The following is an 18,663-nucleotide window of genomic DNA, read 5'->3' on the forward strand; positions in this document are numbered from 1 at the left end:
GGCCGTACGCGGGTGCGGCGAGACCGGCCGCGGCGGTCACGCCTAGCGCGGTGGCGGCCAGCAGCCGGGCGGTACGTCGCATCGATGCTCCTTCGAGCGGTCGGGTCGGTCGAGCCGTGGTGTCCGTCGAGCGGTGGTGCCGGTCGAGCCGTGGTGTCCGTCGAGCGGTCGGGTCGGGTCAGGGCCCTGCCCTTCGAGGAAAAGGGCAGCGCGGCGAGCCCGCTTGTCGAAGCGGCGCCGGAAATGCGGTGAACGGGTGGTGGCGGGGGCGACGGGACACCGGCCCGCGATGCGTTTCAGCAGGTCATGGGGGGAGCGGGAGCCGGACGCCGAGAAAGTGTCGGAAGGACGGCCGGCAGGGGTGTGAATGGGTGACCGGGCCCGCGAACGGGCGACTTGACCTCAACCATTCTTCAGGTACCAGCCTGTTGTGCATGACAACCGAGAGCACGATCCCGGCTCCCCTCGACGTCATCGTCGTCGTCGGCAGCAACCGGCACGGCCGCTTCGGGCCCGTCGTCGCCGACTGGCTCCTCGACCGGATCCACGCCCACGAGGAGCTGTCCCCCCAGGTCGTGGACGTCGCCGAGGTCCCGTTGCCGATGACCATGAACCCGACCCCGCAGGCCACGGCCGCGCTCGCCGACGTCACCCCGCGACTGGCGGCGGCGGACGCGTTCGTCGTCCTGACCCCCGAGTACAACCACTCCTTCCCGGCGGGCCTGAAGAACCTGATCGACTGGCATTACGGCGAGTGGCGGGCCAAGCCCGTCGCCCTCGTCTCCTACGGTGGTCGCTCGGGCGGGCTGCGCGCGGTCGAGCAGTTGCGCCAGGTCTTCGCCGAACTGCACGCCGTCACCCTCCGGGACACCGTCTCCTTCCACCACGCCGGCGCCGCCTTCGACGACGCGGGCCGGCTCAAGGACCCGGCCACCTCGGACGCGGCGGCCAAGGCGATGCTGGACCAGTTGGTCTGGTGGGGCAGGACCCTGAAGGAAGGACGCGAGCGACGCCCGTACGCCGTCTAGGCCGACCCCGGGGCGCCTGTCGAACACACGGACGGGAGACAATCCCGTCCGTGACCCTCCCGTTCTTCGTCTACGGCACCCTGCGCCCCGGTGAGCCCAACCACGACGCCTTCCTGCGCGGTCGCACCCGCACGGAACGCCCCGCCCGCCTCACCGACGCGGTCCTCTACGACGGCCCCGGCTACCCGTACGCCGTCCCCGAACCCGGGGGAGTGGTGCACGGCGACCTGATCACCGCCCTCCCGGACGCCTACGCGGAACTGCTCCACGCCCTGGACGCATTGGAGGAGTACGTCCCCGGCGACCCGCGCAGCCTCTACGAACGGATCGCCCGCGAGGTCATCCGCGAGCCGGACGAAACCCCCGTCCGCGCCTGGGTGTACCTGGCCGCCCCATCCATCGCCACCGCCCTACGCACCGGAGGCACCCGTATCCAAACCGGCGACTGGCACTCCCGGAACCGCTGAATTGGGCCGGGGGAAGGAGCGGGGGAGAGAGCGAGGGAGGGGGGAGGGCTGACCCGCCCCTCACTCCGCCCCCGCAAGCGCCCGCCGCACCCCTGGCTCCTCCGGCCCCAGGAACGTCGGGTCCGGCTGGATCACCACGTCCCACACCGCCTTCCCGGCCGCGAGGATCTCCCGTACACCACCCTGGACCCGGTTCCTGTCCAGCTCATCGGCCGCCACGCCGTACGAGGTCACCCCTGCCGCCTCGCAGAGCGCCACTGCCCTGGGTATGTGGTACGCCTGGCTGATCAGCACCGCCTCGTCGACGCCGAAGACCTGCTTCGCGCGGACGCAGGAATCCCAGGTGTCGAACCCGGCGTAGTCGCTGACGATCCGCGTGTCGGGCACGCCCAGCCCGGTCAGATAGGCGCGCATGGCCTCCGGCTCGTCGTACTCCTCGCTGCTGTTGTCGCCCGTGACCAGCACGACCTCGATCCGCCCCGCCTCGTACAGCCCCGCCGCCGTGTCCAGCCGGTTCGCCAGCGGGGTCGACGGCTCGCCGTCCCACCGCAGCCCGGCGCCGAAGACGACGGCCACCTCCGTGGACGGCACATCGGCCACCGTGCGCAACCGGTCGCCGGTGCTCAGCCGCAGCCAGGTGACCGGCAGCAGCGCCAGCACGCATCCGGCCATCACCGACTGCACCAGCCGCCGCTTCCCGGCCGTGCTCCGCGGCAGCCGCGGACGACGAAACCTCACCACACCCTCCTCCACCCTTCACCAGCGAAACGCGATCAAGGGGGGCGGAGGTTCCCGCGCCCTCACACTCACAGGTGAACGCCGGTGAAGCCCCCGCAAACCCGCGTGACGCCCGGGCAACGGCCACGCAACGTCCACACGCCACGATCCTTCAATGACCCCCGCGACCACCCCGACCCCCTCAACCGCCCGCACCCCTCAGACCGCCCCCACCCCTCAGACCGCCCCGCCCGCGCCGACCGCCCCGACCCGCGTGACCGCCCCCACCCCTCGGACCACCCAGATCGCCCAGCCTGCCCGCACCACCCAGCCTGCCCGCACCACCCCACCCGCCCTCGTCCTGGTCCCCCACGGCAGCCGCGACCCCCGAGCCCTCACCACCATCCAGGCCCTCGCCGCCCGCGTCCGTGCCCTGCGCCCGGCCCTGGCCGTCCACCTGGGCCATATCGAGCTGAACGCCCCGCTGCTCCCCGACACCCTCGCCCGCCTCGGCGACGCGGAAGCCGTCCTCGTCCCGCTCCTCCTCAGCCGCGGCCACCACATCAAGCGGGACATCCCGGAGATGGCGGCGGCCTCACCCGCCCGTACGACGATCGCCGCCCCCCTCGGCCCCCACCCCTTCCTGGCCCAGGCCCTGCACACCCGGCTGACCGAGGCGGGCTGGCCCACCCGCATGACGGACCAGGACCGCCGTACGAGCGCGGTCGTCCTCGCGGCGGCGGGCTCCCGCGACCCCGAGGCGGCCCTGGACACCGCACACACCGCCCGCCTCCTCGCCACCCGCCTGGGCGTCCCCGTCCTGCCCGCCTACGCCTCGGCGGCCCACCCGACCCTCCCCGAGGCCATCGACACCCTCCGCCGGGCGGGCCGCCCCAGGATCGCGGTCGCGTCCTACTTCACGGCCCCCGGCCTCTTCGCCACCCAATGCGCCGCCCAGGCCCCCTGGCTGGCCTCGCACCCCCTGGGACCCCACCCCGCCCTCCCCCACCTACTCCTGACCCGCTACAAGAACGCCCACCAAAAACCCCGAGCACCGACAGCGCCCCTTCAGGGGCGCGGGGAACTGCGCGAGCAACCCCCCACCACCCGCACCCGCGACACACCAGCACCCGGCAGACGAATGGGCGAATCCCCACCCCCACCCCCACCTCACATCCCCGTACTGTCGATGCCATGGAAGGCATGAAACACACGGAAGGCACGCAAGCCCCGAATCCCCGGCAGGACACGGAAGACTCCCCCTACGAACCGTCGGCGACAACCCGCTGGGCCCCCGAACCCGACAAACGCCCAGGCCGGACCGCCTTCCAACGCGACCGCGCCCGCATCCTGCACTCCGCCGCGCTCCGCAGGCTCGCGGGAAAGACGCAGGTGGTCACCCCCGGAGGGACCTCCCAGGCCTGGGACCCCAGCCCCCGCACCCGCCTCACCCACTCCCTGGAGTGCGCCCAGGTCGGCCGGGAACTCGGCGCGGCCCTCGGCTGCGACCCCGACCTGGTGGAAGCCGCCTGTCTCTCCCACGACCTGGGCCATCCCCCCTTCGGCCACAACGGCGAACAGGCGCTCAACGAGTTCGCCGAGGACTGCGGCGGCTTCGAGGGCAACGCCCAGTCGCTGCGGCTGCTCACCCGTATCGAGCCGAAACGATTCACCTCAGAGGGCTCCGTCGGCCTCAACCTCACCCGCGCCACCCTGGACGCCGCCACCAAGTACCCCTGGCCGCGCGGCGCGCACCCCACCACCCCGGCCTCCCCGAAATTCGGCGTCTACGACGACGACCGTCCCGTCTTCGACTGGGTCCGCGAGGGCGCCCCCGCCACCCGCACCTGCTTCGAGGCCCAGGTCATGGACTGGTCGGACGACGTGGCGTACTCGGTGCACGACGTCGAGGACGGACTCCACGCGGGCCATATCGACCCCAACTGCCTGCACGCCGAACCCGAACGCCGCGCGGTCTACGCGGTCGCCGTCGGCCGGTACGTCCCGGCCGGCACCGACCCCGCCGAACTCGCCGCCGCCCTCGACCGGCTGCTCGACGAGGAGTGGTGGCCGCACGGCTACGACGGCTCGGCGCACGCCCAGGCCCGCCTCAAGGACGCCACCAGCCAGCTCATCGGCCGGTTCTGCCTGGCCGCCGAGGGCGCCACCAGACAGGCGTACGGCGGCGGCCGGCTCACCCGGTACGCCGCCGAACTCGTCGTACCGCGCGCGACCCGCATGGAGTGCGCGGTGCTCAAGGCGGTCGCCGACCGGTATGTGATGCAGCGCGAGGAGCAGGCCCTGCTGCGCGCCGATCAGCGGATCGTGGTCGCCGAACTCGCCGAGGCGCTCACCGCGCGGGCGCCGGACGGACTGGACCCGCAGTTCCGCGCGCTGTTCGACAGCGCGCCGGACGACCGGGCGCGCAAGCGGGTGATCGTGGATCAGATCGCCTCGCTGACCGACGCCTCCGCGCGCACCCTGCACCACCGGCTGACCGCCCGGCGCGGCACCGGAGCGGCCCGGGAGTGACGCAGAGCGACCGATGAGCCCCAGGAGCACTCGAAGGTGACCCTCCGTGGCCTGATCGGGTCACCCCCTCTTCCCCCATCACGCTGTGTGCGGGACGCTCACCTGTGGCGGCACTGCGGCACTGTCATGTGACGCCATCTTTACGAGGAGGCATCAAGTGGTCGACGCGGATCAGACATTCGTCATCGTCGGAGGCGGTCTCGCCGGGGCGAAGGCGGCCGAGACGCTCCGGGCGGAGGGTTTCAACGGGCGGGTGATACTGATCTGTGACGAACGCGACCACCCGTACGAGCGTCCGCCGCTGTCCAAGGGCTATCTCCTCGGCAAGGAGGAGCGCGACAGCGTCTTCGTGCACGAACCGGCCTGGTACGCGCGCAATGACATCGAGCTGCATCTCGGACAGACCGTCGACAAGATCGACCGCGAGGCGCGGACGGTCCGTTTCGGCGACGACGGCACCCTCGTCCACTACGACAAGCTGCTGCTGGTCACCGGCTCCGAGCCGCGCCGCCTCGACATCCCGGGCACCGACCTCGTGGGCGTCCACCATCTGCGCCGCCTCTCCCACGCCGAACGCCTCAAGGGCGTGCTGTCCACCCTGGGCCGCGACAACGGGCACCTGGTGATCGCCGGCGCCGGCTGGATCGGCCTGGAGGTCGCCGCGGCGGCCCGGCAGTACGGCGCCGAGGTCACCGTCATCGAGTCCGAGCCGACCCCGCTGCACGGCGTGCTCGGCCCCGAGCTGGGCGCCGTCTTCGCCGAGCTGCACGCCTCGCACGGGGTGCGCTTCCACTTCGGGGCGCGGCTCACCGAGATCGTCGGGCAGGACGGCATGGTCCTCGCCGCTCGCACGGACGACGGGGAGGAGCACCCGGCGCACGACGTCCTCGCCGCGATCGGCGCCGCCCCGCGCATCGGCCTCGCGGAGGCGGCGGGCCTGGCCATCGCCGACCGCGCCCAGGGCGGCGGCGTCCTCGTGGACGAACGGCTGCGCACCTCCGACCCCGACATCCACGCCGCCGGCGACGTGGCCTCCTTCCCGCACGCCCTGTTCGGCGCCAGGGTCCGGGTCGAGCACTGGGCCAACGCCCTCAACGGCGGCCCGGCGGCGGCCCGCGCGATGCTGGGGCAGGACGTGACGTACGACAGGGTCCCGTACTTCTTCTCCGACCAGTACGACCTCGGCATGGAGTACAGCGGATGGGCGCCGCCGGGCACGTACGACCAGGTGGTGATCCGGGGTGACGCCGCGAAGCGGGAGTTCATCGCGTTCTGGCTGAAGGAGGGGCGGGTGCTGGCCGGGATGAATGTGAACGTGTGGGATGTCACAGACACCATCCAGAAACTGATCCGGTCCAGGGCGGTGGTGGACCCGGAGGCGCTGGCCGATCCCCGGGTGGAGCTGGGCGCGCTGGGCGGCTGACCGCCCGGCGCCCCCCGTTCCGGCCGAGGTGTCGGTGCGGGACCGTAGTATCTCCTCGTGGCTGGACGGATCAACGACGAGGACGTGAAGGCGGTTCGGGACGCGGTCCCGATCGACGCCGTGGTGTCCGAGTACCTCCAGTTGCGAGGCGCGGGCGGTGGCAACCTCAAGGGCCTGTGCCCCTTCCATGACGAGAAGTCGCCGTCCTTCCAGGTCAGCCCGAGCAAGGGACTCTTCCACTGCTTCGGCTGCCAGGAGGGCGGCGACACCATCACGTTCGTGATGAAGGTCGACCACCTCTCCTTCTCCGAGGTGGTCGAGCGCCTCGCCGCCCAGGCCGGCATCACCCTGCGCTACGAGGAGGGCGGCTACAACCCCTCCCACCAGCGCGGCGAACGCATCCGCCTGGTCGAGGCCCACAAGATCGCCGCCGAGTGGTACGCCGAGCAGCTCGCCCTGGGCCCCGAGGCCGAGACCGGCCGGGTCTTCCTCGCCGAGCGCGGCTTCGACCAGGCCGCCGCCGTCCACTTCGGCATCGGCTACAGCCCCCAGGGCTGGGACCACCTGACGAGATATCTGCGCGGCAAGGGCTTCACCGACAAGGAACTGCTCCTGTCGGGCCTGGTGCAGGAGGGCCGCCGCGGCCCCATCGACCGCTTCCGGGGCCGTCTGATGTGGCCCATCCGGGACATCGGCGGCGAGGTCGTCGGCTTCGGCGCCCGCAAGCTCTACGAGGCGGACAACGGCCCGAAGTACCTCAACACGCCCGACACGGCGATCTACCGCAAGTCCCAGGTGCTGTACGGCATCGACCTCGCCAAGAAGGAGATCGCCAAGACCTCCCGCGCGGTCGTCGTCGAGGGCTACACGGATGTCATGGCCTGCCATCTCGCCGGGGTGACGACGGCCATCGCCACCTGCGGCACCGCCTTCGGCGGCGACCACATCAAGATCCTGCGCCGGCTGCTGATGGACAACGGCTCCGCGCGCGTCATCTTCACCTTCGACGGCGACGCGGCCGGCCAGAAGGCGGCCCTGCGGGCCTTCGAGGACGACCAGAAGTTCGCCGCCGAGACCTACATCGCCATCGCCCCGGACAACATGGACCCCTGCGACCTGCGGCTCGCCAAGGGCGACGAGGCGGTGTCCGACCTGGTGGAACCCCGCACCCCGCTGTTCGAGTTCGCCCTGCGCCAGATCGTCTCCCGCTACGACCTGGACACCCCGGCCGGCCGCGCCTCCGCGCTGGACGAGGCCGCCCCCGTCGTCGCCCGCATCAAGAACAGCGGCGCCCAGCACGAGGTCGCCGTCCAGCTCGCCGGGATGCTCGGCATCCTCGACACGCAGTTCGTCGTCAAGCGCGTCGGCCAGCTCGCCCGCTGGGCCCGCGACCGCGGCGGCAAGGCCCCGTCCCCGGCCCGCCCCCAGCCGTCGTACGAGGGCGGCGGCCCCGCCCGCGCCCACGGCGGCCCGGCGCTGAACCTGCGCAACCCCGTCTACGCCACCGAGCGCGAGCTGCTGAAACTCGCCCTCCAGCGCCCGGAGCTGGTCTCCCCGGCCTTCGACGCCTACGGCGTGGACGAGTTCACGGCCCCCGCCTACGCGGCCGTCCGCCAGGCCGTCATGGAGGCGGGCGGCGCCGAATGGGGCACCCAGGACTCGCAGGAGTATCTGGTCCGGGTCCGTGAGGCGGCCCCCGACGACACCGTCCGCGCGATGGTCACGGAGCTGGCCGTCGAGGCGATCATGCGCAGGAACGTGGACGAGGTGTACGCGGGCGAGCAGCTCGTCATGGTCCGCCGCCGGGCCGTCGACCGCCGCATCCAGGACGTCCAGTCCACCCTCACCCGGCTCGGCACCGGCGGCGACGCGGCCCAACTCGCCACCGTGCAGAACGAGTTGTGGGTCCTCCAGCAGTACGGTCAGAGCCTGCGCGTCCAGGGCGCCGCAGCGCTCTGACGCATGTCTCCCGCCCCGGGAGCCCCGGTCCGGTCACGGCCCGGACGCAAAAAGTCACCGCACGCCCCTCGTGGCGGCGATGTGTCGTACCCCACACTGGTTGTGGTGCCTGAGTCCTCGGAGCGCGGCCGATCCGTCCCCCACGGGTCCCACACCCCCGCGGTTCCGCTCATCGCGTACGGGACGGACAGCGGCAAGGCCGCCGACTCCGCTCCCCAAGCAGCGCTGCCGCACGCCTCAGCAGCGAACATCCTGGAGGTCGCCCCCGTGCAGACCCAGACCCTCGAACAGCTCGAACGCCTCGAACAGCTCGAACGGAACGACAGCACCACGGCCGGCGGTCAGCCGGACGCCGAGCCCGGAGTCCTGGTGGGCGTGCCGCCCCAGCACCGGGCCACGGCCGACCCCGAAACCGCAAACGCCCCCGAGCCCACCGAGCCCACCGAGCAGACCGAGCCGGACGGGCCACCGGCCGGGGCGCTGGAAGCCACGGAAACCGTCGAGCCCATCGAGCCCATCGAGCCCATCGAGCCCGTCGCGCCCGTCGCACGCGTCCGCTCCCGGGCCGTCGACACCTCCGGCCCCACCTCCGACCTCTTCCGCCAGTACCTGCGCGAGATCGGCCGCATCTCCCTGCTCACCGCGGCGGAGGAGGTCGACCTCGCCCGGCGCGTGGAGGCCGGACTGTTCGCCGAGGAGAAACTCGGCTCCACCCCCGACCTGGACAGCGAACTCGCCCTCGACCTGGACAAGCTGGTCGTCATGGGCCGGATGGCCAAACGCCGGCTCATCGAGGCGAACCTGAGGCTCGTGGTCTCGGTCGCCAAGCGGTACGTGGGCCGCGGCCTGACCATGCTCGACCTGGTCCAGGAGGGCAACCTGGGCCTGATCCGCGCGGTCGAGAAGTTCGACTACGCGCGCGGCTACAAGTTCTCCACGTACGCCACCTGGTGGATCCGCCAGGCCATGTCCCGCGCCCTGGCCGACCAGGCGCGCACGATACGGGTCCCGGTGCACGTCGTGGAACTGATCAACCGGGTCGTCCGCGTCCAGCGCCGCCTGCTCCAGGAGCGGGGCTACGAGCCGACGGCGGAGGAGGTCGCCGCCCAGCTCGACCTCGCGCCGGAACGGGTCGGCGAGGTCCTGCGGCTCGCCCAGGAACCGGTGTCGCTGCACGCGCCGGTCGGCGAGGAGGACGACGTGGCCCTCGGCGACCTCATCGAGGACGGCGACGCCGCGAGCCCCGTCGAATCGGCGGCGTTCCTGCTGCTCAGAGAACATCTGGAGGCGGTGCTGTCCACCCTGGGCGAGCGCGAACGCAAGGTCGTCCAGCTCCGCTACGGCCTCGCCGACGGCCGCCCGCGCACGCTGGAGGAGATCGGCCGGATCTTCGGCGTGACCCGGGAACGGATCCGCCAGATCGAGTCCAAGACCCTCAACAAACTCCGCGACCACGCGTTCGCGGACCAGCTGAGGGGTTACCTGGACTGAGTGGGCCTACGCCCCGGCTGCGGGCAGTCGTGGGGGGGGGCGGGGGGGGGGGGCGCCCCCCCCCCCCCCCCCGCGGGGGGGGGGGCGGGGGGGGGGGGGGGCGCCGGGCCCGGGGCGGGTGGGGGCCCCCCCCGGGGGGGGAGGCACCCCGCACGCGCGGGTAAGCGCCCCCCGGACCCCAGCCCCCCCGCCACCCTCAGTCCACCTCCGCCACCGCCTCCGCGAACTGCGCCTTGTACAGGCGGGCGTACGCCCCCTCCGCCTCCACCAGCTCCGCGTGCGCCCCCTGCTCCACGATCGCCCCGTTCTCCATCACCAGGATCGTGTCCGCGTCCCGGATGGTGGACAGCCGGTGCGCGATCACGAACGACGTCCGGCCATGCTGAAGCTTGGCCATCGCCTTCTGGATCAGCACCTCCGTGCGGGTGTCCACGGAACTCGTCGCCTCGTCCAGCACCAGGATCACCGGATCCGACAGGAACGCGCGCGCGATCGTGATCAGCTGCTTCTCACCCGCGCTGACCCCCGACCCCTCGTCGTCGATCACCGTGTCGTACCCGTCCGGCAGCGTCCGTACGAACCGGTCCGCGTGCGCAGCCCGCGCCGCCTCCTCGATCTCCCCGCGGGTGACCTCACGGGAGGCGCCGTACGCGATGTTCTCGGCGATGGTGCCGCCGAACAGCCAGGTGTCCTGGAGGACCATGCCGATCCCGGACCGCAGCTCGTCGCGGGACATCGACGCGATGTCGACGCCGTCGAGGGCGATCCGGCCCCCGGAGACCTCGTAGAACCGCATCAGCAGATTGACCAGCGTCGTCTTGCCCGCGCCCGTCGGCCCGACGATCGCGACCGTCTGCCCGGGTTCGACCGTCAGGGACAGATCCTCGATGAGCGGCTTCTCCGGGGTGTAGCTGAAGAACACCCCCTCCAGCGCCACCCGCCCGCGCAGCTCCTCGGGCCGCGCCCCCGGCATCGGGTCCGCCGACTGCTCCTCGGCGTCCAGCAGTTCGAAGATCCGCTCCGCCGACGCCACCCCCGACTGCACCAGGTTCGCCATCGACGCGACCTGCGTCAGCGGCATCGAGAACTGGCGGGAGTACTGGATGAACGCCTGGACGTCGCCGATCGACAGCGCGCCGGACGCCACCCGCAGCCCGCCGACCACCGCCACCAGCACATAGTTCAGGTTCGACACGAACATCATCAGCGGCTGCATGATCCCGCTGTTGAACTGCGCCTTGAACCCGGCCTCGTACAGCTCGTCGTTCTGCTCGGCGAACTGCCGCGCCGACTCCTCCTGCCGCCCGAACACCTTCACCAGGGTGTGCCCGGTGTACATCTCCTCGATGTGCGCGTTGAGCTTGCCGGTGGTGCGCCACTGCGCCACGAAGTGCGGCTGCGAGCGCTTGCCGACCCGGGTGGCCACCACGAACGACAGCGGCACGGTCACCAGGGCGACCAGTGCCAGGATCCAGGAGACCCAGAACATCATCACCAGCACACCGATGATGGTCAGCACGGAGTTGATCAGCTGGCCCATCGACTGCTGGAGGGTCTGGCCGATGTTGTCGATGTCGTTGGTCGCCCGGGAGAGGATCTCGCCGCGCTGGCGCTTGTCGAAGTAGGACAGGGGCAGCCGGGACAGCTTGGTCTGCACGTCCTCGCGCATCCGGTACATCGTCCGGTTGACCGCCCGGTTGACCAGGCGGGTCGCCACCGCCATCAGCAGACCGGCGACCAGGAACACCGCGAGCGCGAGCAGCAGCACCTGCCCCACGGCGGTGAAGTCGATGCCCTCACCGGGGGTGAAGTCGGTGGAGCCGAGCATGTCGGCGATCCGCCCGTCCCCCTCCGCGCGCATCGCCTCAAGGACCTGCGCCTTGGTTTCCCCGGCCGGCATGTCGCGGCCGACGATCCCCGCGAAGACCAGGTCGGTCGCGTCACCGAGGATCTTCGGGCCGATCACCGACAGCCCGACGCTCACCACCACACACAGCAGCAGCGCGTAGATCGTCAGCCGTTCCGGACGGAACTGGCCGATCATCCGTTTCACCGAGGTCTTGAAATCCAGCGAGCGGTTGTCGGGGCCGGTCCCGGCCATCATCCGCCCCATGGGCCCGGCCATCAGGCGGCCTCCGCTTCCGTGAGCTGGGAGAGCACGATCTCCCGGTAGGTCTCGTTCGTCGCCATCAGCTCGTGATGGCGTCCGGTGCCCACGACCAGTCCCTGGTCCAGGACCACGATCCGGTCGGCGTCCCGGATCGTCGACACCCGCTGGGCGACGATCACCACGGTCGCCTCGGCGGTCTCCCGGCCGAGCGCCGCCCGCAGCGCCGCGTCGGTGGCGTAGTCGAGCGCGGAGAAGGAGTCGTCGAAGAGATAGATCTCCGGGCCCTGGACCAGGGTCCGGGCGATGGCGAGCCGCTGGCGCTGGCCGCCGGAGACATTCGTGCCGCCCTGCGCGATGGGCGCGTTCAGCCCGCCTTCGAGCCGCTCCACGAACTCCCTGGCCTGCGCCACCTCCAGCGCGTGCCACAGCTCGTCGTCCGTGGCGTCCGGATTGCCGTACCGCAGATTGGTGGCGACCGTCCCCGCGAAGAGATACGGCCGCTGCGGCACGAGCCCCACCGTCCTGGCCAGCAACTGCGGATCTATCGTCCGCACATCCGTCCCATCGACCAGCACCTCGCCCTCGGTGGCGTCGAACAGCCGGGGCACCAGCCCGAGCAGCGTGGACTTGCCGCTGCCGGTCGAGCCGATCACGGCGGTCGTCTCGCCGGGCAGCGCGACCACGTCGACGTTGGTCAGCACCGGCTCCTCGGCGCCGGGGTAGCGGAAGCCCGCGCCCCGGATCTCCAGATGGCCGTGCCGGCGCAGCTCCCGCACCGGCGCCAGGGGCGGCACCACGCTCGACGCGGTGTCCAGCACCTCGTGGATCCGCTCGGCGCACACCTCGGCCCGCGGCACCATCATGAACATGAAGGTGGCCATCATCACGGACATCACGATCTGCATCAGATAGGAGAGGAACGCCGTCAGATCGCCGATCGCCATCTGACCGCTCTCGATCCGGTGCGCCCCGAACCAGACCACCGCGACCGACGACAGATTCACCACCGTCATCACGATCGGGAACATCAGCGCGAGCAGATTCCCGGACTTCAGCGATACGTCGGTCAGCTCGGTGTTGGCCGTCCGGAACCGCTGCTGCTCGTACTCGTCGCGCACGAACGCCCGGATCACCCGGTTGCCGGTGATCTGCTCACGCAGCACCCGGTTCACCGTGTCGAGCCGTACCTGCATCGACCGGAACAGCGGGCGCAGCGCCCGCACGATCAGCGTCACGCTGATGCCGAGCACCGGCACGACCGCCACCAGCACGCCGGACAGCGGCACGTCCAGCCCGAGCGCCAGCACGATGCCGCCCACGCACATGATCGGCGCCGACACCATCAGCGTGAACGTCATCAGGGCCAGCATCTGGATCTGCTGGACGTCATTGGTGGTCCGGGTGATCAGCGAGGGCGCGCCGAAGTGCCCCACCTCGCGCGCGGAGAAGGACTGGACCCGGTCGAAGACGGCGCCCCGCACGTCCCGGCCGAGCGCCGCCGCGGTACGGGCGCCGTAGAACACGGCCCCGATGTTGCAGACGACCTGGACCAGCGAGATGCCGATCATCAGGGCGCCGAAGCTCATGATGTAGCCGGTGTCGCCTTTGACGACACCGTTGTCGATGATGTCCGCGTTCAGGGTGGGCAGATAGAGGGTGGCGCAGGTCTGGAGCAGCTGGAGCAGCACCAGCAGAGCGAGATGTTTCTTGTAGGGCCTGAGATAGGCCCGCAGAAGTCGTATGAGCACGCTGGGGTCTCTCGGAGTCGGCGGGGTGGGGGCGGGAGTCGTTGCCCTTGGCCCCTATCGTCGGACACTCCAGTGGCGTTACCTCAACCGATTAATCCGTCGGCGGGGCCCGATACGGCCTTGTGGGTGCGCTTCCTACCGGACTCTTACATTCCATAGCACCCAAAGAGACCGTTACACCCGGAATGCACCCGGATGAGTCTGCTCCCGCACCGACACGAACTGCTGCCGCACCGCCTGCCCCACCGCCAGCTCCTCACCCGGCTCCAGCACCTGCGCCACCGCGCCCTGCCAGACGGGCGGAGTACGCGCGTCGAGCGTGCCCCGGGACACCCCGAGCGCCCAGGCCGCCTGCCGCGCGGCACCGATCGCCCCGTAGTCCGCCGGCTGTGGCACCACGACCTGCGCCCCGAACAGCGCGGGCGCCGCCGCCTGCACGGCCGGCAGCTCGGCGGCCGGCCCCAGCAGAAACACCCGCCGTACGTCCACTCCGCGCCCGCGCAGCACGTCCAGCGCGTCCGCGAGCCCGCAGAGCATGCCCTCGAACGCGGCTCGCGCGACATGCTCCGGCTTCATCGACTCCCGCCGCAGCCCCGCGAGCGTGCCCGCCGTGTGCGGCAGGCTCGGGGTGCGCTCGCCCTCCAGATAGGGCAGCAGCACCAGCCCGTGCGCCCCCGGCGTCGACTTCATCGCCAGTGCGGACAGCCCCTCCAGATCCGCCGCCCCGAGCAGCTCGGCCGCCCCGCGCAGGGTCCGTACCGCGTTGAGGGTGGTGACGACGGGCAGATGCATGCCGGTTGCGTCGGCGAGCGAGGTGATCATCCCGCTGGGGTCCTGGAGCGCCTCGGGATGCACGGCCATCACCGACCCGGAGGCCCCCAGCGACACCACGGCATCCCCGAGCCCCAGCCCCAGCCCGAGCGCGGCGGCCATCGTCTCGCCGGTCCCGGCGGAGATCAGCAGCCCCTCCGGCGTCGTACCGGCGGCGTCGGCGGGCCCGATCACCTCCGGCAGCATCGCCTGATGCCCGAGCGCCAGCTCCACCAGATCCGGCCGGTACGCCCCCGCCGCCGCCGACCAGTACCCGGTCCCCGAGGCTCCGCCCCGGTCGGTGGTCCGGCGCACCGGGCGCCCCAGCAACTGCCACACCAGCCAGTCATGGGCCTGCATCAGCACGGACGCGCGCCGCGCGTTCTCCGGCTCGGCGCGGTGCAGCCAGCGCAGCTTGGTCACCGGCTGCCCGGCCTGCGGCACGCACCCGACGGCCTGTGCCCACGCCGCTCGCCCGCCCAGCGCGTCGACCAGATCGGCGGCGGCGACCTGCGCCCGCTTGTCCCCGCCGACCATCGCGGGCCGCACGGTGTTGCCCTGCGCGTCCAGCGGCACCAGCGCGTTCTGCTGCGCGGACACCCCGATGGCCTGCACGCCCTCCAGCAGCCCACCCCCCGCGGCCTCCCCCAGGGAGAGCAGCCACGCCTGCGGATCGACATCGCTGGGCCGCGCACCCCCGTCACCCAGCGGATGCGCCGCGTAGCCCGTGCGCAGCACGGTCCCGGTGTCCGCGTCGCAGACGACGATACGAGTGGAATCCGGTGAGCTGTCCAGCCCGGCGACTATCCCCATACCTGAGATTTTGCCGCATCCCCGCACGGGCTCCGGCCGCGGAGCGGAAGGGGAGTGGCCGGGAGCCCCCGAACCCGCCCCGGCCACCCCCCATCTCCACCCATATCCACCACAATCAATCAATATCGCTACGCATCAGTACGCATCACTACGCACTACCGCTGTCCCTACGTATTACTGGTGCCCCAGTCGTCCTCCGCGCCCGCGTTGGCGGCGCGCTCGCGCAGCGAGCGGACCCGGTCGGCCACCGAGTCGGGCATCCGGTCGCCGACCTTCTCGCTGACGGCGTGGTAGGCCTTGCCGGCGAACTCGCGGCCCTGCTGGGCGGCGGTCTCGGCGGTGTTGCGCACGGCGGGGTTCTGGGCGAACTCCCGGGCGGATTTCCTCAGCTGCTCGTAGCGCTCGCGCCCGGCCCTCGTGCCCAGTACGTATCCCACCGCGAGTCCGGCGACGAACATGAGCTTGTAGCGCACGGCGACCACCCTTTCTTGACGTGTCCAGCAGTCGGCGTCGGGCCCGGGGGAACCGATTGGCGGAGCACCCCCCTGCTTGCGCTAATGTATGTGTCGCAGCGAGCCCACGCCCCCTGGCGAATACCCAGGTAGGTACGTTCGATGCAACGAGGCATTCCTCCGTAGCTCAATTGGCAGAGCAGCCGGCTGTTAACCGGCAGGTTACTGGTTCGAGTCCAGTCGGGGGAGCGCGGTCCTCCGTAGCTCAATTGGCAGAGCAGCCGGCTGTTAACCGGCAGGTTACTGGTTCGAGTCCAGTCGGGGGAGCCTGATGAACGAGGGCCCTTCAGGGGTCCTTTTTCATGCCCCGGGGAACCGTTCACGGCGCGGCGGAGTCCTCTGGTCATGAACGCCGTGGGAAGCCGACCATCCGGAGCAGGAGATCGTATGAGCGGCTATGCTGCGGCAGACGGCGCGCACAAATGTGCGCGACACGCCGCTATGGGGCGGTAGCTCAGCCGGTTAGAGCAGCGGACTCATAATCCGTCGGCCGTGGGTTCGAGTCCCACCCGCCCCACTGCGCGCTACGCGTGCAGAAACCTTCGACCTGTGGAAACTCGATTCTCCGAGGGCGTGTGGCGTGCGGTCGTCGGGCAATGGACCCAGGTTGTTCAGGCCGTCCAGGTCGGGGCGAGTGGCGGGGAGTCATGGGAGTTGGCGCCGGCCGGAACATGACCTGGTGGGATGCGGTATCCGTCCGTCATGCCTGAGCGTTTTAGGCCCTGTTTGCCGCCGCGGTCGATCGGGGAACGCCCGGCCATCTCACGCCTCCGGCTCCTGGGGCTTTGGTGATGGAGCCGTCTACGGGATCTGCTTGAGCCGGGCGAAGACGCCCAGTCGTATCCATGGGTCGCGGCGGCTGTGGATCGTGGTGGCCGAGCGGATCAACGGGACCTGTGCCCGCTCGGCTGCCTGCTTTCCCAACCGTGCCTGTCCGCGCGGCCGAACAGCGTTGTCATGCTTGCGGCTGCTTGCGCCATTCACTCCCGTGCCCGCTGGTTCCGGTGCTTCAGCCGGTTGTGTTTTCGACAGGCCCGGTGAACCAGGGTGGTCGATCCGACCTGACCACTCGGCAACGCGCGCGTGCCGGCAACGACTGGGGAACTCTTCCTGCGGAACCTCTGCGCACGGATGGCGAGCGCTTGGCCACTCAGACGCTGTTGGCGATGCGCTCGTGGTCCCGTTCGCCCTCGCGGGTCTGGATACCAGCGGCGAGCAGCTTGTGGGCCAGCTCGGTGACCTCATCGCCGAATGCCGCGAACAGGCCCTCGTTCTCAACGGCGTACGCCGCATGAGGAATCGGCTGTGCGACCGCGTCGACCGCGGCCTTGGTGATGGGGATCACCTCTGGCCGCAGGCCGGCGATCCGTCGGGCGAGGGTGTCGACGAAGGAATCGAGTTCGGCGGCGGGCAGGGCACGGTTGATCAGACCGTACCGTTCCGCGAGCTCCGCGCCCACGAGTTCGGCGCCGAGGATGAGTTCCAGCGCGCGGGCCCTTCCGGCCAGGCGCGTCATGTTCACCGTGCCGCCGCCTCCGGGGAGGATCCCCATCAAGGACTCCGGCTGCGCCTGCCCCGACCTGCCGATCGCCGCGAATCGCATGTCCAGGTACATGAAGAACTCGTTGCCCGCGCCGCGTGCGAAGCCGGCGAGCTTGCCGATGGTGATCTGCGGCAGTGAGCGGACCTCCTCGCTCATCGCCTGGAGGATGTTCAGGCCCTCGGGGATGGCCGAGCTCGGTGCAGCCGCGATCGCGGCGCGAGTGGCCGCAGGCAGCGCGTCGGGGTCGGTGAGGTAGGCCATGTCACCGTGCGCGACGAAGAACTCCGGGTCCGCACTCTCGAAGACGATGACGCGGACGTCGGCGTCGTCGCGCACCCGCGCGACGAATGCCCGGAGTGACGGCAGGAGGACCGCGTCCATCAGATTGAGCGGCGGGTGATCGATGGTCACCGTCGCGACCCCGTCCGAGACGTCGATCGTCAGGGCGGGAAGGTCTTCGTAGCTCATGAGGTGGCTCCATATCGCGGTGAGGGACGGACCGTGATCTGGCCGGGCCGTCGGCTGGGGACAGTCGCGAGTCTCAGTATTGTTGCTGACACTCGGTATCAGGTTAGAAACCTGTACCCGAAGAAGCAAATGAGTGTGTCGGAGTACACTCGTCCCCATGAGTGCAGCGCCAGTCGGTACCCGTGAGATCGGCCGCCACGCGGTGCGGGCAGAGCTGGCCCGTGTCGCGTTCAACCGGTTCTGCCTCACCGGCTTCAACCAGGTCACCTTCGCCGACCTCGCCGAAGCCGCCGGAGTGTCGCGGAGCACCTTCCTGCGCTACTTCGGCACCAAGGAAGACGTGGTCCTGTTCGTCTTCGACCCTGTCGGTGACGTCATCACCGACGCGCTCGATGCCGAGCGGGCCGACCAGGACGACTGGAGCAGGCTGCGCGACGCCCTGGAGTCGGCCGTGACGTTCCTTGTCCGCGATGTCCGGGAACTCGTGACGATCCTCGGCCTCATCGAGCAGACCCCGGCCCTGTGCGCACGCCTCCGCGAGAAGCAGACCGAATGGCGGCCGGAGATCGTCGCCCGACTGCGGAGGACAACCCCCTCGACCGTTGGCTCATCGGTCATCGCCAACGTTCGCGTAGCCGCGGCGCTCGAAATCTTGTGGATCGTCCTCGGGCAATGGAGTGCGAGCGACGGCCAAGAGGACCTCGGCGAACTGCTGGACGCCGCGTTCGCCGCCTTCTCGACCCCGACACGCCAGGAGGCGGACGCTCCGTCGTAGAGGGCCGCCGCGGCGGCTTTCTCGGTGGTGCCGAGGCAGCCGGAAGGAGTGGTCGAACCGGCGGCGGTGGTCGCGTCGTGGGAATCCAGCCTCGGCCCCTCGGCCGCGAGTGCAGGAGTGTGGCTCGAAGAAGGGGCCGACCGCCGCTGACGGTCAGCGGTATCGGGGGGGGGCGGGCGGGGGGGGGGGGGCCGGGTGGGCGCGCGACACCCAACCCACACCCCGCACGAGAACACCCCCCCCCCACCCCCCCCGCTCTCTACAGGG

14 protein-coding genes, 3 tRNA genes and 1 pseudogene are annotated in these 18,663 nt (G+C 70.9%); 11 read left to right on the forward strand and 7 right to left on the reverse strand.

The window, feature by feature from the left end; translation table 11 throughout:
* Positions 1 to 434: 434 nt before the first annotated feature.
* Together ACFXAZ_RS21730 and ACFXAZ_RS21735 are read left to right on the forward strand one after the other, a co-directional pair.
* Positions 435 to 1,028 (forward strand): NADPH-dependent FMN reductase, encoded by a 594-nt coding sequence (locus ACFXAZ_RS21730; protein ID WP_384593574.1) that lies wholly within the window; start codon positions 435 to 437, stop codon positions 1,026 to 1,028.
* A 50-nt stretch (positions 1,029 to 1,078) separates the two neighbouring features.
* Positions 1,079 to 1,495, forward strand: a complete 417-nt coding sequence (locus ACFXAZ_RS21735) for a gamma-glutamylcyclotransferase family protein (protein WP_384593577.1) — start codon at positions 1,079 to 1,081, stop codon at positions 1,493 to 1,495.
* A 60-nt stretch (positions 1,496 to 1,555) separates the two neighbouring features.
* Here the strand turns inward: ACFXAZ_RS21735 and ACFXAZ_RS21740 are convergent, their stop codons facing one another.
* The gene (locus ACFXAZ_RS21740) at positions 1,556 to 2,236 is read right to left on the reverse strand and encodes a vancomycin high temperature exclusion protein (RefSeq protein WP_384593580.1); all 681 of its coding nucleotides are present in this window, start codon (positions 2,234 to 2,236) and stop codon (positions 1,556 to 1,558) included.
* A 151-nt stretch (positions 2,237 to 2,387) separates the two neighbouring features.
* Between ACFXAZ_RS21740 and ACFXAZ_RS21745 the strand changes: the two genes are divergently transcribed.
* The 5 genes from ACFXAZ_RS21745 to ACFXAZ_RS21765 all read left to right on the forward strand — a co-directional run bounded on the left by ACFXAZ_RS21745 (position 2,388) and on the right by ACFXAZ_RS21765 (position 9,617).
* Complete coding sequence (locus ACFXAZ_RS21745) at positions 2,388 to 3,419, forward strand: sirohydrochlorin chelatase (RefSeq protein ID WP_384593583.1); 1,032 nt, start codon at positions 2,388 to 2,390, stop codon at positions 3,417 to 3,419.
* Positions 3,407 to 4,744, forward strand: coding sequence for a deoxyguanosinetriphosphate triphosphohydrolase (locus tag ACFXAZ_RS21750; protein WP_384593586.1), 1,338 nt, complete (start codon positions 3,407 to 3,409; stop codon positions 4,742 to 4,744). The genes ACFXAZ_RS21745 and ACFXAZ_RS21750 overlap by 13 nt, the downstream gene beginning before the upstream one ends.
* 157 nt (positions 4,745 to 4,901) lie before the next feature.
* Positions 4,902 to 6,167, forward strand: coding sequence for an NAD(P)/FAD-dependent oxidoreductase (locus ACFXAZ_RS21755; protein WP_384593589.1), 1,266 nt, complete (start codon positions 4,902 to 4,904; stop codon positions 6,165 to 6,167).
* 57 nt (positions 6,168 to 6,224) lie between these two features.
* Positions 6,225 to 8,126: a DNA primase gene (gene dnaG, locus ACFXAZ_RS21760; RefSeq protein ID WP_384593592.1), complete on the forward strand. Its 1,902-nt coding sequence runs from the start codon at positions 6,225 to 6,227 to the stop codon at positions 8,124 to 8,126.
* Between the two features lie 105 nt (positions 8,127 to 8,231).
* The gene (locus tag ACFXAZ_RS21765; RefSeq protein ID WP_384593595.1) at positions 8,232 to 9,617 is read left to right on the forward strand and encodes a sigma-70 family RNA polymerase sigma factor; all 1,386 of its coding nucleotides are present in this window, start codon (positions 8,232 to 8,234) and stop codon (positions 9,615 to 9,617) included.
* 196 nt (positions 9,618 to 9,813) lie between these two features.
* On the opposite strand, the gene ACFXAZ_RS21770 is transcribed toward ACFXAZ_RS21765, so the two are convergent.
* From ACFXAZ_RS21770 to ACFXAZ_RS21785, 4 genes are all read right to left on the reverse strand, one after another.
* Positions 9,814 to 11,742: an ABC transporter ATP-binding protein gene (locus tag ACFXAZ_RS21770; RefSeq protein WP_384593598.1), complete on the reverse strand. Its 1,929-nt coding sequence runs from the start codon at positions 11,740 to 11,742 to the stop codon at positions 9,814 to 9,816.
* A complete protein-coding gene (locus ACFXAZ_RS21775; protein WP_384593601.1) occupies positions 11,742 to 13,475 on the reverse strand; it encodes an ABC transporter ATP-binding protein in 1,734 nt (577 codons plus the stop codon). The genes ACFXAZ_RS21770 and ACFXAZ_RS21775 overlap by 1 nt, the downstream gene beginning before the upstream one ends.
* Positions 13,476 to 13,649: 174 nt before the next feature.
* The gene (locus tag ACFXAZ_RS21780; RefSeq protein ID WP_384593604.1) at positions 13,650 to 15,098 is read right to left on the reverse strand and encodes an FGGY family carbohydrate kinase; all 1,449 of its coding nucleotides are present in this window, start codon (positions 15,096 to 15,098) and stop codon (positions 13,650 to 13,652) included.
* A gap of 167 nt (positions 15,099 to 15,265) precedes the next feature.
* Positions 15,266 to 15,571, reverse strand: coding sequence for a YtxH domain-containing protein (locus tag ACFXAZ_RS21785; protein WP_384593607.1), 306 nt, complete (start codon positions 15,569 to 15,571; stop codon positions 15,266 to 15,268).
* A gap of 155 nt (positions 15,572 to 15,726) precedes the next feature.
* Between ACFXAZ_RS21785 and ACFXAZ_RS21790 the strand changes: the two genes are divergently transcribed.
* From ACFXAZ_RS21790 to ACFXAZ_RS21800, 3 genes are all read left to right on the forward strand, one after another.
* A tRNA-Asn gene (locus tag ACFXAZ_RS21790) sits at positions 15,727 to 15,799 on the forward strand.
* Between the two features lie 5 nt (positions 15,800 to 15,804).
* Positions 15,805 to 15,877, forward strand: a tRNA-Asn gene (locus ACFXAZ_RS21795).
* Between the two features lie 176 nt (positions 15,878 to 16,053).
* A tRNA-Ile gene (locus ACFXAZ_RS21800) sits at positions 16,054 to 16,127 on the forward strand.
* 106 nt (positions 16,128 to 16,233) lie between these two features.
* Here ACFXAZ_RS21800 and ACFXAZ_RS21805 read toward each other — a convergent pair.
* Together ACFXAZ_RS21805 and ACFXAZ_RS21810 are read right to left on the reverse strand one after the other, a co-directional pair.
* A pseudogene (locus ACFXAZ_RS21805) lies at positions 16,234 to 16,489 on the reverse strand (IS5/IS1182 family transposase); the annotation flags it as partial.
* Between the two features lie 271 nt (positions 16,490 to 16,760).
* Positions 16,761 to 17,621, reverse strand: coding sequence for an enoyl-CoA hydratase/isomerase family protein (locus tag ACFXAZ_RS21810; RefSeq protein ID WP_384593610.1), 861 nt, complete (start codon positions 17,619 to 17,621; stop codon positions 16,761 to 16,763).
* A 157-nt stretch (positions 17,622 to 17,778) separates the two neighbouring features.
* Here ACFXAZ_RS21810 and ACFXAZ_RS21815 point away from each other — a divergent pair, with 157 nt between their 5' ends.
* Complete coding sequence (locus ACFXAZ_RS21815) at positions 17,779 to 18,396, forward strand: TetR/AcrR family transcriptional regulator (protein ID WP_384593613.1); 618 nt, start codon at positions 17,779 to 17,781, stop codon at positions 18,394 to 18,396.
* Positions 18,397 to 18,663 lie beyond the last annotated feature (267 nt).

Origin of the sequence: Streptomyces sp. NPDC059477, from assembly GCF_042749375.1 — a bacterium.
In the GTDB taxonomy this organism is placed as follows: domain Bacteria; phylum Actinomycetota; class Actinomycetes; order Streptomycetales; family Streptomycetaceae; genus Streptomyces.